The sequence below is a fragment of the Aeromonas rivuli genome (genome assembly GCF_000820045.1).
Taxonomy (GTDB): Bacteria; Pseudomonadota; Gammaproteobacteria; order Enterobacterales; family Aeromonadaceae; genus Aeromonas; species Aeromonas rivuli.
In genome coordinates, this window is record NZ_CDBJ01000022.1 from 25,774 (window position 1) to 39,669 (window position 13,896).

The window sequence follows — 13,896 nt, forward strand, 5'->3', positions numbered from 1 at the left end:
ACTTATTTCTTGATGCGGATCACCGGGGTCTCACCGACGGTCACGGCACCAGTCATCTTGATCAGCTCTTTGATCTCATCCATGTTGGAGATGACAACCGGCGTCAGAGTAGACTTGGCTTTCTCTTCCAGCAGGGCCAGATCGAACTCGATGATGGTGTCGCCGCGTTTGACCTTTTGGCCTTCCTGGGCGATACGAGTGAAGCCTTCGCCTTTCAGTTCAACGGTATCGATACCGAAGTGAACGAACAGCTCGATACCAGTGTCAGACTCCAGCGAGAATGCATGGTTGGTCTCGAAGATCTTGCCGATGGTGCCGTCGCAAGGGGCAACCATCTTGTTACCGGCTGGCTTGATGGCGATGCCGTCACCAACGATCTTCTCGGCGAATACTACGTCAGGCACGTCTTCGATGGGGACGATCTCGCCAGACAGGGGGGCAAAGATTTCGATGCCGCCGGTGTCAGAGCTGTCATCGGAAACTAGCTTCTTCAGTTTATCGAACAGACCCATAGTAAAAGCTCCTAAAGATGATTATCGCTGTTTGCAGCCGATCTTAGCAGACTGCTTTCTGCTTTATAAAGTTATCTACACAGGCTTCGATTTCGGCGGCGGTGGCATAGCTCAATGCTTGATCTGCCATGGCCTTCACATCTTCGAAGTTAGTGTTGCGAATGAGCTTCTTGATGCGCGGTACAGAGATGGCGCTCATGGAGAATTCATCCAGACCCATACCCAGCAGCAGCAGGGTGGCGCGTTCGTCACCAGCCAGTTCACCACACATGCCAGTCCACTTGCCTTCGGCGTGGGATGCATCGATCACCATCTTGATCAGCGTCAGGACGGAAGGCGACAGCGGGTTGTACATGGCGGAAATCATTTCGTTACCACGGTCGACGGCCAGGGTGTACTGGGTCAAGTCGTTGGTACCGATACTGAAGAAGTCCACTTCCTTGGCCAGATGATGAGCCATCACGGCGGCGGCTGGGGTCTCAATCATGATACCCACTTCGATGGATTCATCAAAGGCTTTACCGTCGGCACGCAGTTCGGCTTTGAGCTGTTCCACGGTGGCTTTGAGGCTGCGGAACTCTTCAACCGAGATGATCATCGGGAACATGATGCGCAGTTTGCCGAAGGCAGAGGCACGCAAGATGGCCTTCAGCTGAGCGTGCATGATCTCTTCGCGATCGAAGAAAATGCGGATGGCACGCCAGCCCAGGAAGGGGTTCATCTCTTTCGGGAAATTCATGTATGGCAGTTCTTTGTCGCCGCCAATGTCCATGGTACGGACGATGATCGGCTGATCCGGCATGGCCTCTGCCACTTCTTTGTAAGCCTTGAACTGCTCGTCTTCGGTCGGCAGCGCATCGCGATCCATGAACAGGAACTCGGTGCGGTACAGACCGACGCCCTCGGCGCCATTGCGGATGGCACCCTCGGTATCCTTGACGGTACCTATGTTGGCGCAGACTTCGACCTGATGACCATCAAGGGTGATGGCGGGCAAGTCTTTGAGCTTGGCCAGCTCATCTTTCTCGGCCTGGAACTGGGCCTGGAACTTCTTGGCGTCGCTCAGCTGCTCCGGGCTCGGATTGATGATGACCTGGTTATTGATGGCATCCAGCACCAGCATGTCGCCATTGTTGACTCGACGGGTGATGTCATTGGTGCCCACGATGGCCGGCAGCTCGAGGGAGCGGGCCATGATGGAGGTGTGAGAGGTACGGCCACCGATGTCGGTGACAAAACCCAGCACATATTTCAAATTGATCTGGGCAGTTTCAGACGGGGTCAGGTCGTTGGCGACCAGGATCACCTCTTCGTCTATGGTGCTCAGGTTGACCACGGCGATGCCCAGTGCGTTCTTCACCAGACGGGTGCCGATGTCACGGAAATCGGTGGCGCGCTCACGCAGATAGGGGTCATCCAGGTCGGCCATCATCTTCGCGTATTGCTCGATGACCTCAAAGATGGCCTTGTCAGCATGGGCCTTGTTGTCCTTGATGAAGGATCTGATATCCCCTTCCAGCTCCTCATCTTCGAGCAGCATGATGTGGCCTTCGAAGATGGCCTCTTTTTCCTCACCAAAGGTGCGACCTGCCATCTCTTTGATGGCTTCCAGCTGGGTAGCTGACTTGGTGCGAGCTTCGAGGAAGCGGTTGATCTCGGTATCTATCTGTTCGGCAGAAATCTTGCTCTGATTGATAACGATTTCATCTTCTTTGAGAAGAAGCGCCTTGCCGAATGCGATGCCGGGGGACGCAGGAATGCCAGATATCATAATCCTTCCTATTAAAACGACTGTGGGGGAGGAGTGTGAGCCGGATTACTCCAGCTCGTCCATCAGGGCGACCAGCTTCTCAACGGCTTTCTGAGCGTCCGGGCCATCGGCCTGGATGGTGACGTTGGTACCCTTGGTCAGACCCAGAGTCTGCAACTTGAACAGGCTCTTGGCGCTGGCGGACTTGCCACCGGAGACCACAGTGATCTCGCTTTGGAATTCTTTGGCTTCTTTCACGAATTGCGCTGCCGGACGGGTGTGCAGGCCGTTTTCAGCAGTGATAACTACAGACTTCTCGTACATGGTTCACCCCATATTATTGATATTTTATAGTCTGAAGGCCGCTTTGAGGCTGCTCTTTCAGACCGTTTAAGTATGCATATGTTGTAAAGTAACGAAATCAGACCTGCAATAGCTTAATCCAGGTCAATTTTCTGTTCAGTATTTGTAGTCTTGGTCGGATTTCCTGGAACGCTGTGCTGCAAGCCGCGCTATACCTAGCTTGTCGTTATTTTATAACGAAAAATAACACTTTGTTACTTTGTGAAACCTGACCCGCAAAAAGTGCGTGACGCCGCACAGGATATGAGATTTATCACAGAATGTCTGCTTTTTTTGTGGCGCGCTTATTTGTTATTTTACCCCAAAAAATAAGGGGGTCGAGTGGCGCTGTTTGGCGATAAGTTTAGCGCAAACAAAAATGGCGCCCACTGTGGGCGCCATTTTTATGGAAAACAACATCATTTACTGTTGCAGCTCTTGTTCACTGAACACACCCGCAAACAGGGCGCTGGAGAGATAGCGCTCGGCAGCACTCGGCAACACGACCACTATGGTCTTGCCTGCAAATTCGGGCAGTTCTGCCAGACGGGCGGCGGCCACGACGGCGGCGCCTGAGCTGATCCCCGCCAGAATGCCTTCCTCTTCCATCAGGCGGCGAGCCATCTCGATGGCATCATCGCTACTGACTTGCTCGACTCTGTCCAGCAGGGCCAGATCCAGGTTGCCCGGGATGAAGCCGGCGCCGATGCCCTGGATCTTGTGGGGACCAGGCTTGATCTCTTCTCCAGCCAGTTTCTGGCTGATGACTGGGGATTCGCTTGGCTCGACCGCGACCGAAATGATGGCCTTGCCCTTGGTCTGCTTGATGTAGCGGGAGACCCCGGTGATGGTGCCGCCGGTACCGACCCCGGCCACGAACACATCGATGTCGCCATCGGTGGCTTCCCAGATCTCGGGGCCAGTGGTCTGCTCGTGGATCTCGGGGTTGGCCGGGTTTTCAAATTGCTGCAGCAGTACAAACTTGCCTGGTTCGGATTCGAGGATCTCATTGGCCTTGGCGATGGCGCCCTTCATGCCAAGCGGCCCCTCGGTCAGCACCAGATTGGCACCGAGGGCCTTGAGCAGCTTGCGGCGCTCAAGGCTCATGGTGGCTGGCATGGTGAGGGTGATGGGATAGCCACGGGCCGCAGCCACGAAGGCCAGAGCAATACCGGTATTACCGCTGGTGGGCTCGATGATCTCTTTGCCCTTGGTCAGTACACCGCGCTTCTCTGCATCCCAGATAAGGTTGGCGCCGATGCGGCACTTGACGCTGAAGCTGGGGTTACGGCTCTCGATCTTGGCCAGCACTCGGCCTTTGGTAACACGGTTGAGACGAACCAGCGGGGTCTGACCTATGGTCTGGCTGTTGTCCTCAAAAATCTTACTCATGGTGCTATCCCTGTTTGTTACGGCGATGAAACAAGATTACTCTGAGATTCCTGAATGAGAAGTGACGTTTTGTTATAACAATATGTTATTACAAGATATAGAGCTTATACCCTCTTATCTGAATTAATCGCCGACCATCATCCGATGGTCAGTTATAACGAAACCCTGAACGATAGCAGAGTGTCGCGCGCTGGCGCCTGTTCTTCCGTCGGCCCGGCTCTGCCTCACCTCGACCCTACCCGATAAGCCGGGACTGCACCCGGCACAGGAGCAAAGATGACCCAGATAGTGATCAGTGGCAGCGGCCTCTATACCCCGCCCCACGCCGTTAGCAACGAGGAGCTGGTCCAGGCCTTCAACCAGTATGTGGATCTCTACAACGAAGAGAATGCCTCCGCCATCGATGCGGGCCAGCTCGATGCCAAACAGCACTCCAGCAGCGATTTCATCGAGAAGGCCTCCGGCATCAAGAGCCGCTTCCTGGTGAGCCGGGAAGGGGTGCTGGATCCCGACATCATGCAGCCGCTCTTGGCCGAGCGCCCCGATGAGCAGCCCTCCATCATGGTCGAGATGGCGGTTGCCGCCGCCGAGCAGGCGCTGATCGCCGCCGGTCGCAAACCCGAAGAGATAGACCTGGTTATAGTGGCTGCGTCGAACATGCCGCGCCCCTATCCGGCACTGGCTATCGAACTGCAGCACTATCTTGGGGCAAGCGGCATGGCATTTGACATGAATGTGGCCTGCTCCTCCGCCACCTTCGGCATCAAGACGGCGGCGGATCTGCTGGCGGCAGGGACGGCCAGGCTGGCCCTGGTGGTCAATCCGGAGATCTGCTCGGGTCACCTCAATTTTCGCGACCGTGACAGCCATTTCATCTTCGGCGATGCCTGTACCGCCGTCTTGCTGGAGCGGGAGACCGATTGCCAGGTAGCGCAACCCTGGCGGCTGGTGGGCAGCACGCTGACCACCCAGTATTCAAATAACATCCGCAACAACTTCGGCTTCTTGAACCGGCTCAGCCCCCGCACCCGTTATGGCGACGACAAGCTGTTTCGCCAGCAGGGGCGCAAGGTGTTCAAGGAGGTATTACCCCTGGTCTGCGACCAGGTTGAGAGACAGTTGGCGGCTCAGGGCTGGCAGGCCGGGGAGCTTTCCCGCCTCTGGCTGCATCAGGCCAATCTCACCATGAACCAGTTCATTGGCCGTAAATTGCTGGGCCATGACGCCAGTCAGGAGGAGGCTCCCGTCATCCTGGACCGCTACGCCAACACCAGCTCGGCGGGCTCTGTCATCGCGTTTCATCTTCATAACCAGGATCTGCCCAGCGGCGCCCGCGGGGTGCTCTGTTCATTTGGCGCCGGTTACTCCATCGGCAGCCTGCTGCTCGAGCGGGGATGATCCGGCGCCTGAGTCGACTGTTTCAGCGCAGCAAAAGGGGCCCTCGATGGGCCCCTTTTTATCAGGCAGAGATCCTGAGAGTCAGATTGCCTCGATGGAGAGGACCTCGCACTCGGGCTCTGTGATACGAAAACGCACCTCGAGGTCGAACAGGCGCACCCCGTACAGTTTCTCATCGGCTTTGCCTCGCTTGTAGGTGGGGCGGGGATCCTGTGCCAGCACTTCGGCGATCAGGGTCTCAAGCTCGGGATGCACTTGCTGCAAGGCGGACAGCGCCGCCCGGGCCTGCTCGGCAAAGTGCACCGAGAGCAGCCCTTGGGGCGCGTCAGGGGCAAAGCCTCCCCGGGCATCGGGCAGGCTGTCGGCATAGGGGATGTAGGGTTTGATATCGACGATGGGGGTGCCGTCGAGCAAGTCGACGGCACCGAGCTCGAGCCAGAGTTTGCCGCGTGCGCGGCCGACGCCAAGCAGTTCCACCACGGAGAGACCCAGCGGATTGGGGCGGAAGGTGGAGCGGGTGGCGAAGACGCCGACGCGCTCGTTCCCGCCAAGGCGAGGCGGGCGCACCGTCGGGTGCCAGCCCTGGGCCATGGTCTGGTGGAACACGAAGCTGAGCCAGAGGTGGGAGAACTGCTCTATGCCGCGCAGCACATCGGGCTGATCGTAGGGGGGCAGCAACTCGAGCCGGGCGCGGGCCGATTTGACCAGACCGGGCTGGCGAGGGATGGCGAACTTCTCCTTGTAGGGGGAGTGGATCACCCCCAGGGTATCTATCTCAAATTTCACGCGGCGCGCCCCTGCATGGTGGAAAACCGGGGCAATCTAGCATAATCCGCCGATAAAGGCATGGATGCGGCAGGAAGCCTGGCCCGGCGCTGGGCGCCATTGGCGCAAGCACCGGACCCGGCTATAGTGCTGGCACCGCTGATCCCCAGATCCTGCTTCGAGGAGTGCCCATGATCATTGCCCCTTACGCCGCTTTGCTGGCTTGCCTGTTCATCTATCTGAGCCTGAGGGTGGTGCGGCTGCGTCACCGCTTCCAGGTGGCGGTGGGAGATCATCAGGAGCCGCTGCTTACCCGTGCCATTCGCGCCCATGGCAACTTCGCCGAGTATGTGCCGCTCTGTCTGCTGCTCATCTTCTGCTTCGATGGCCTCGGTGGCCCCATTCCCCTGATCCATGGCCTCTGTCTGTCGCTGTTGCTGGGTCGCGCTTTGCATGCCTATGGCATCAGTTCGCCAAAAGAGAATTTCAAGTTCAGGAGCAGTGGCATGGTGATGACCTTCATCGCCCTGCTGGGAGCGGCACTGGGCATCTTGGCGCTGACCCTGATAGACCTGCTGTGATCGCGGTCTCGATAAGGGGGAGGGGGAATGCAATCACCCCGGCGAGGCCGGGGTGAGGTGTCATTTCTGTTCGGCCACCTTGAGGGCCTGGCCGTAGCAGATGACCTGCTTGAGGCAACCGGGGATGTCGCTGTACTCGGCACACTTGTCGATGGCGATGCCATTGCCACCCATGTCCGCAGCCCGGCGCCGGGCCAGAGTGCGCGCTTCCCCGGCGTTGGGGACGGGCTGGTTGGCATCGGTTTGGCAGGATTCGCCCTCGACGGTGCCAAGGTAGAGATAGTTCAGCTCGGCAAGATCGGCCTGCTCATAAATGGTGACACTGCCCGGTTTGAAGTACTCGTCAAAGTTCTCCTTGTCCAGGTTGCTATTGAAGGCGTAGTTGGCGCAGCCGGAGGCGAGCAGGGGCATCATCAGGATCAGGGGTTTCATGTCGATATCTTGTTGACCAGTGAGGCAAACATTATAGGGGCCAGTCGCCACCGGCGACCAGTCCCTATTTCTCGGTGTGTGACCAGGATGGCGACGCCAGTCACCCGCTGGGTCCCTCAAAGAGTCAGACCGGCGCCAGGCGTCGATGCAGGCTCTGATAGTAATCATCGGCCAGCAGTGCTTGATGCGGGGCACACAGACGGATTTGACCCTCCTCCATCAGCGCTATCCTGTCCATCTGCTCCAGGCCAATCAATCGGTGGGAGATGAGCAGCATGGCGCGATCGGCACCCAAGCGCATCAGCAGCGCCATGATGTCGCGCTCGGTCTGGCTGTCGAGCCCCTCGGTCGGCTCATCCAGCAGCCAGAGCGGGGCATCATGCAAGAGGGCACGGGCAATGCCGATGCGGCGCCGCTCCCCACCAGACAGGGGGCGGCCACCGTCGCCGAGCCAGGCATCCAGCCCCGTCTCATCTTCTAGCAAGGCGCCAAGCCCGACCTGTTGCAGTACCTCGGCCAGACGCCCGTCACTGGCGGCAGGCGCCGCGAGCTTGAGGTTGTCGCGCAAGGTGGCGGCAAACAGGTGCACCCGCTGGCTGACCACAGAGAGCGAAGCGCGCAGAGCCCCTTCGCTGTAATCGGTCAGCGGCTTGCCGCCCAGCAAGATCTCGCCAGATTGCGGGTTCCACTCCCGGGTCAGCAAGCCCATCAGTGTCGATTTGCCGCAGCCCGTCTGGCCCAGCAGCGCCAGCTTCTCACCGGCCTGCAGCTGCAAGGTGCAACCGCGCAGTACGGCTTGACTACTACCCGGATAGCCGAAGGAGAGATCGTTTATCTGCAAGGCGCCACCCTGGGCAGGTTCGCTCAAGGTGCCCCATTCCGGCGGCTGGGCATCTTGCAATATCTCGTTGAGGCGGCGGGCCGAGGCCAGGCTGGTGGAGAGATGCTGGAAGGCGCCAGCCAGGGGCAGCAAGGCCTCGAAGCTTGCCAAGGTGGCAAACACCATCAGCGCCGTGATGGGATCCGGCGTCGCGCCGCCCACCCCGTGGCTGGCGAGCCAGAGCATCAGGGTCAGGGTCCAGCCGCTCAGTAGCTGAACACTTGCATTGGCCAGACCGCTCACCCTGGCCATGCGCGCCTGGGCAAGGATCAGGTCCTGCTCGGCCTGTTGCAGCTCGGTGAGGGCGCGGGGGGCGGCGGCAAACATCTGCAGCTCGGCCTGACCATCCAGATAATCCACCAGGCGGGTACGCAGTTGGGCCTTGCCGAGGATGAGCGCCTGACCGGGCTTGCGACCGGCGAAGAAGAACACCAGGGGCAGGGCTATCATGCCAAACAGCAAGATGGCGCCCAGAGTCAGGGCGAGCCGGCCGTCGAAGAAGGAGAGGAAGAACACCAGGCCGGCTGTGCTGAGCAGCGCCGCGCCAATCGGGGTGATCAGGCGCAGATAGACGTGGTCCATGGCGTCGATGTCAGCCACCAGGCGATTGAGCAGATCCGCCTGGCGAAAGCCTGCCAGGGCCCCGGTGGAGAGGGGGGAGAGTTTCTGCCAGAACCAGACCCGCAGCCGGGTCAGTACTCGGAAGGTGGCATCGTGACTCACGACTCGCTCACCCCAGCGACCCGCGGTGCGAACGATGGAGAAGAAACGCACCCCGCCAGCCGGGGTCATGTAGTTGAAGGTGTCACGGCTGGCGACAGCCATGCCTGCCACGGCCGCGGCGGAGAGGAACCAGCCGGAGAGCGACAGCAGGCCTATGCCGGCGGCCAGGGTCACCAAGGCCAGCAGCAGGCCGACACTCAGGCTCAGCCAATGTTGGCGGTAGAGCCGCAGAAAGGGCAATAAATCAGTCATCGAGAGAATCCCCCGCACGTTGGGACAAGAGGTTGGCGAAGGGCCCCTGGCCCTCGCTCAGCTGCCGGTAATGGCCCTGTTCGACCAGCTGACCCTTGGCCAGCACCAGGATCTGATCCATCTCGCTCAGTTGATCGAGCCGGTGGGTGATCATCAGCAGGGTCTGGCCCGCCGTGGCTTTTTCCAGGCTTCCCATGATGGCGCGCTCCGAGAGCCTGTCCAGGCTAGCGGTGGGTTCATCCAGCACCATCAATTGGGTCGACTTGAGCAGGGTGCGGGCCAGGGCCAGACGTTGTGCCTGACCGACGGAGAGGCCGCCCGCCTGATCGCCAAGGGGATAATCCATCCCTTTTTCCATGGCAAACTCCCACGCCTGGGCGCCCTTGAGTGCCTCGCTCAGCTCGGCATCGCTGGCATCCGGTTTGGCGAGCAGCAAGTTGTCGCGCAAGGAGGCATGAAACAGCTGCGGGTTTTGAGAGAGCCAGCCGAGGCGTTGTCGCCACTGACTCATGTCGAGACTGGCCAGCTCCAGGCCATCGACTTTCAGCTCCCCGCGATAGGGGGCAAAGCCGAGCAGGGCATTGACCAGGGAACTCTTGCCCGCACCACTGATCCCCACCAGGGCGGTGCGTGAGCCGGGTTCCAGAGTGAAGTCGATGGGGCCGACCAGCACCTTGCCCTCGGCGCTCAATACCTCCAAGGCACGGGCCTCGACCCGAATGGGGTGGTTGGCCGTGAACGGCTGGCTGCCGTTGGCAGGTTCAGCCACCTCGGCTTCCAGAAACTCCAGCAGCTGTTCGGCGGCGCCGATGGCCTGGGCCTTGGCGTGATAGTGCGCGCCGAGCTCGCGCAGGGGAGCATAGAACTCGGGGGCCAGGAAGAGCACGAACAGGCCGGTAAACAGCGTTACCTTGGCGCCGTAGTTGCCGAAGTTGAGGTGATCGATATAAGAGAAACCAAAATAGACTGCGACCAGGGCGACCGAGAGGGCGGCGAAAAACTCCAGCACCGCCGTGCTGAGGAAGGCCAGCCGCAGCACCTCCATGGTCCTGACCCGAAAGTCTTCCGACGCCTCTTCTATCTCCTTGCCCTCGGCCTGAGTTCGCATGAACAGTTGCAGGGTGCGTAGTCCCTTGAGCCGGTCGAGGAAGTGACCCGAGAGGCGAGCCAGGGAGTGAAAGTTGCGGCGGTTGGCATCGGCGGCGCCGACCCCGACCAGGATCATGAACAGGGGGATGAGCGGCGCCGTACCGAGCAGTATGATGCCTGCCGCCCAGTTGACCGGGAAGACAGCGACCAATATCACGATGGGAATGAAGACGGCGATGGCCATCTGCGGCAAATAGCGGGAGAAGAACTCCTGCATATTTTCGATCTGTTCGAGCAGCAGGCTGGCCCAGCTCCCGGCCGGACGACGTTGTATATAAGCAGGGCCGAGGCGACTGAGACGGGTCAGCACCAAGTTGCGTATGGTCTGGCGCACGGCGGCACCGGCCTTGAAGCTGGTCACTTCGCGGCCATAGGCGAGCAGCGCCTTGCCGAGGGTGACGGCGAGCAGGGTGATAAACAGAGGGATCTGCTGCTCGGGCAAGATGCCCTCTATGATGAAGCCGTGCAGCAGGGTGGCCAGCAGCCAGGCTTGGGCGACCATCAGGACTCCCTGACCCAGGCCGAATGCTATGGAGAGACCGATCCAGCGTCGGCCGTGACTCGACTGCATGCGCAACCAGCCATAAAGATGTTTTTGGGTATTCTTGTCCATCACCAGCTTCCTCATTTCGAGTGGCGCAAGACTATCCTCGCCCCCAGGCAATGGCAACCTTGTAAATGCCATGGCATCACGCGGGGCGGTTGAAAATGCGGCGCCCTGTTCATTAGTTGGTCGAACAGTTTGATTTGCGGTAAAAAATCGAAAGGGTGCCATTGCGCTTGGCGGCAAAATGCATATAGTAGAGCCCCTGACGCGGGTGTAGTTCAATGGTAGAACGGTAGCTTCCCAAGCTGCATACGTGGGTTCGATTCCCATCACCCGCTCCATATTCCGATGGCAAGCTGCTTGATTTGTCTCAAGGCAACAAATTGCTTGAACAGGTGGGTTTGGTTGTCCTCCCACTGTAATTTCTGATGCCAAGCGGGCATCGTATAATGGCTATTACCTCAGCCTTCCAAGCTGATGATGCGGGTTCGATTCCCGCTGCCCGCTCCAGCTTCACAGCAAAAAGCCCACTCTCACGAGTGGGCTTTTTGCTTATGTGGCTCTTCCATCAACCGTTGCCGCGCCTTCATCCCCAAGCACTAATCATGTCCGGTGTGGCCACGACTTCTCTGGTGCGGCCAGCAAAAAGGCGCCTGATGGCGCCCTTATTTGTGCGGTGAGGTCGAGCTCGCTTATTCCTGCTCGAGCTCGCCGCAGAAGCGGTAACCTTCGCCATGGATGGTGGCGATGATCTCGGGGGTGTCGCCCACGCTCTCGAAATGCTTGCGAATGCGGCGAATGGTCACGTCCACGGTGCGATCATGGGGTTTCAGCTCACGGCCAGTCATCTTCTTGAGCAACTCGGCACGGGTCTGGATCTGGCCCGGGTTCTCACAGAAATGCAGCATGGCGCGAAACTCTGAGCGAGGCAGCTTGAACATGTCGCCGGTCGGGCTGACCAGAGCGCGGCTGTTGATATCCAGGGCCCAGCCGTTGAACAGGTAACGTTCGACTTGCTTCTTCTCCTCGCCACCGGGCAGCACATTCATGGTGCGGCTCAGCAGGTTGCGAGCGCGTATGGTCAGCTCACGAGGATTGAACGGCTTGGTGATGTAATCGTCGGCGCCGATTTCAAGCCCCAGGATCTTGTCGACTTCATTATCGCGACCGGTCAGGAACATCAGAGCGATGTTGTCATCTTCACGGAGTTCGCGAGCCAGCAGCAGGCCATTTTTGCCCGGCAGGTTGATATCCATGATCACCAGATTGATGGTGTGGTTGGTCAGCGCTTGGTGCATCTCGTCACCATTGTTCGCTTCCAGCACGACATAGCCTTCGGCTTCGAAGATGCTCTTGAGGGTATTGCGGGTAACCAGCTCGTCTTCGACGATCAGAATGTGTGGTGTTTGCATGAGTTTTCCCAGATTCTTATCAGTTAATTAGCTAAATTTTAACACTTTTGGCGTTACCCGACCCATCAAGGACGTATCCTGAAAATTTATTACATCATCCAGGGTATGAACTCAGGATCGAGTCATCGCGAATTTGGTATCAATGCTGGCCAACATCCCTGCGCCATATGAAGGCTCTCGACCCTGGCGGGAGAGAGGAGCCGGAAAGGTAGTCCATTACGAAAGTTGCCGCATTTTATCAGTTAACAGGCGCATAACAACAGTCTTTGCTGTCAGATAGCAACTTTTTAACTCTGGTTTGATGTAGGTCAAACCCTGAACTGGCAGCATAATAGTGGGGTCAGCCCCCTTTTTAGCCACTTATTAATGTAATTAAATGTAACATGTGATTGACATGGTTTTGTGGGAAAACTACAAAATTTCGTGCGATCCCCCTCCTTGTCCCGCCAGCGTAGTCCAGTTACGCCAGGTTAATCGCCAATCATCCCGCTCACTGCGCCGCGCTCAAAGTGCGATGACCGAACACTCCCTCTGTCCTGCCAAAATGATCAAATTTTTCATCGCGCAGTGCAGGCTGGCATCGGTTCAAGCCAGCCCGCACTGACCCCTTGACTGTGTAGCCAACGATGCGGCTATAGACAGAGGTAAAGCCGCGGAGTCGGTGCTTGCGGACTGTGCCTTGGGGTCGGTCGAGGGGATGGACTCATTTTGGATTGTCAGCTCGTTATCTTGATGAAAGAATGAGCGACATCATATCCAAGGAGAGGAGTGAATCATGCTGGATCTTTTGCCGGATCTCTGCGACCTGCACGGCGACAGTTTGCAGGTCGCCGACCCCATGTTTCAACACTTTGGCGCCAATGCCATTTTCTATGGGGAGGCGGTGACCCTCTCCTGTTTTGAAGACAACAGCCTGGTGCGAGATCTGGTGGCTCGTCCCGGTCATGGCCGAGTCATGGTGGTTGATGGCGGTGGCTCTGTGCGTCGAGCCTTGCTCGGGGATCAGTTGGCCATCAAGGCGGTCGGATCTGGATGGGCTGGTTTCATCATCAATGGGGCTGTGCGTGATGTGGGGACGCTCAATACCTTGGCCCTTGGCGTCAAGGCGCTGGCGGCCTGTCCCGTCAAGACGCAAAAGTTGGGGGCTGGAGAGGAGGGAGTTGTGTTGAGCTTTGCCGGGGTGACCATAGCGCCGGGGGATTTCGTCTATGCAGATCTCAATGGCGTCGTGATCAGTGCCAGTCGGCTGATCTGAGTGTCAGAAGTGAAAGCCCATGCCGATGCTCAGAGACTGTTCGGCGGTGAGCGGGCTGATGCCAAGGTTAGCGGTCAGCGCCAATTGAGGGGCCAACAGCAGCCGGCTATTGAGTTCGACTTGAGTCGTTGTATTGCCAATATCTAGCTGGCTTAACTGGCTGCCAATGTTGAGCGCCGGGGTGAGCTGGTAGCGCAGCCCTGAGGCCAGATTGAAGCCTGCCTGTGCGGATCGGCCAGAGCCTGCGGGGCCCCCCTCCATGAAGAGGGCAACATCATCCATGATGTTGTACTGATAGCCGGTGTTGATGAGCCAGGTGTCGAAAGGGTCGGTTCGGCTATCTCCCCGTTTGTCCTGCAACACCCCTGAATAGCTTCTCAGATAGAGCTCTCCCTCGCCGGGATCCTGTTCAAGGAAGTCCCAGTCGGCGGCGATACAGTTGAGGCTACAGGCAGATAACAGCAGACAGATGAGTGAGTTAGCCATTCATTTCCCCTCCATGGGTC

13 protein-coding genes and 2 tRNA genes are annotated in these 13,896 nt (G+C 58.4%); 5 read left to right on the forward strand and 10 right to left on the reverse strand.

The genetic code is table 11. The annotated features are described in order from the left end of the window. Positions 1-2: 2 nt before the first annotated feature. The 4 genes from crr to cysK all read right to left on the reverse strand — a co-directional run bounded on the left by crr (position 3) and on the right by cysK (position 3,996). A complete protein-coding gene (gene crr / locus BN1130_RS03585) occupies positions 3-512 on the reverse strand; it encodes a PTS glucose transporter subunit IIA (protein ID WP_005906805.1) in 510 nt (169 codons plus the stop codon). A gap of 43 nt (positions 513-555) precedes the next feature. Beyond that, on the reverse strand, positions 556-2,283 hold the full coding sequence (gene ptsI / locus BN1130_RS03590) for a phosphoenolpyruvate-protein phosphotransferase PtsI (RefSeq protein ID WP_042040377.1): 1,728 nt from the start codon (positions 2,281-2,283) through the stop codon (positions 556-558). Positions 2,284-2,328: 45 nt separating this feature from the next. Next, entirely contained in the window at positions 2,329-2,586 is a 258-nt protein-coding gene (locus BN1130_RS03595; RefSeq protein ID WP_005303128.1) for an HPr family phosphocarrier protein, read from the reverse strand. A 441-nt stretch (positions 2,587-3,027) separates the two neighbouring features. Further along, positions 3,028-3,996, reverse strand: a complete 969-nt coding sequence (cysK, locus tag BN1130_RS03600) for a cysteine synthase A (RefSeq protein ID WP_042040379.1) — start codon at positions 3,994-3,996, stop codon at positions 3,028-3,030. Between the two features lie 276 nt (positions 3,997-4,272). On the opposite strand from cysK, the gene BN1130_RS03605 reads away from it, so the two are divergent. Next, positions 4,273-5,394 carry a beta-ketoacyl-ACP synthase III gene (locus BN1130_RS03605; protein ID WP_042040380.1) on the forward strand — a complete coding sequence of 374 codons (1,122 nt, stop codon included), beginning with the start codon at positions 4,273-4,275 and terminating at the stop codon, positions 5,392-5,394. A gap of 81 nt (positions 5,395-5,475) precedes the next feature. On the opposite strand, the gene tsaA is transcribed toward BN1130_RS03605, so the two are convergent. Continuing rightward, complete coding sequence (gene tsaA, locus BN1130_RS03610; protein ID WP_042040381.1) at positions 5,476-6,180, reverse strand: tRNA (N6-threonylcarbamoyladenosine(37)-N6)-methyltransferase TrmO; 705 nt, start codon at positions 6,178-6,180, stop codon at positions 5,476-5,478. Between the two features lie 170 nt (positions 6,181-6,350). Between tsaA and BN1130_RS03615 the strand changes: the two genes are divergently transcribed. Continuing rightward, on the forward strand, positions 6,351-6,740 hold the full coding sequence (locus BN1130_RS03615; protein WP_042040382.1) for an MAPEG family protein: 390 nt from the start codon (positions 6,351-6,353) through the stop codon (positions 6,738-6,740). Positions 6,741-6,800: 60 nt separating this feature from the next. Here BN1130_RS03615 and rcsF read toward each other — a convergent pair whose 3' ends face one another. The 3 genes from rcsF to cydD form a co-directional block, all read right to left on the reverse strand. Further along, positions 6,801-7,172, reverse strand: a complete 372-nt coding sequence (gene rcsF / locus BN1130_RS03620; RefSeq protein ID WP_042040384.1) for an Rcs stress response system protein RcsF — start codon at positions 7,170-7,172, stop codon at positions 6,801-6,803. Positions 7,173-7,296: 124 nt separating this feature from the next. Further along, a complete protein-coding gene (gene cydC, locus BN1130_RS03625; RefSeq protein WP_042040385.1) occupies positions 7,297-9,027 on the reverse strand; it encodes a heme ABC transporter ATP-binding protein/permease CydC in 1,731 nt (576 codons plus the stop codon). Beyond that, positions 9,020-10,789 carry a heme ABC transporter permease/ATP-binding protein CydD gene (gene cydD, locus BN1130_RS03630; RefSeq protein WP_042040386.1) on the reverse strand — a complete coding sequence of 590 codons (1,770 nt, stop codon included), beginning with the start codon at positions 10,787-10,789 and terminating at the stop codon, positions 9,020-9,022. Before cydD ends, cydC begins: the two co-directional genes overlap by 8 nt. A gap of 201 nt (positions 10,790-10,990) precedes the next feature. On the opposite strand from cydD, the gene BN1130_RS03635 reads away from it, so the two are divergent. After that, positions 10,991-11,064: transfer RNA gene (locus BN1130_RS03635), tRNA-Gly, on the forward strand. A 94-nt stretch (positions 11,065-11,158) separates the two neighbouring features. Then, positions 11,159-11,233, forward strand: a tRNA-Gly gene (locus tag BN1130_RS03640). Between the two features lie 182 nt (positions 11,234-11,415). Here BN1130_RS03640 and arcA read toward each other — a convergent pair. Next, positions 11,416-12,135 (reverse strand): two-component system response regulator ArcA, encoded by a 720-nt coding sequence (gene arcA, locus BN1130_RS03645; protein ID WP_042040388.1) that lies wholly within the window; start codon positions 12,133-12,135, stop codon positions 11,416-11,418. 775 nt (positions 12,136-12,910) lie between these two features. On the opposite strand from arcA, the gene BN1130_RS03650 reads away from it, so the two are divergent. After that, a complete protein-coding gene (locus tag BN1130_RS03650) occupies positions 12,911-13,390 on the forward strand; it encodes a putative 4-hydroxy-4-methyl-2-oxoglutarate aldolase (RefSeq protein WP_042040389.1) in 480 nt (159 codons plus the stop codon). A 3-nt stretch (positions 13,391-13,393) separates the two neighbouring features. On the opposite strand, the gene BN1130_RS03655 is transcribed toward BN1130_RS03650, so the two are convergent. Continuing rightward, a complete protein-coding gene (locus BN1130_RS03655; protein WP_042040390.1) occupies positions 13,394-13,876 on the reverse strand; it encodes a hypothetical protein in 483 nt (160 codons plus the stop codon). Positions 13,877-13,896 lie beyond the last annotated feature (20 nt).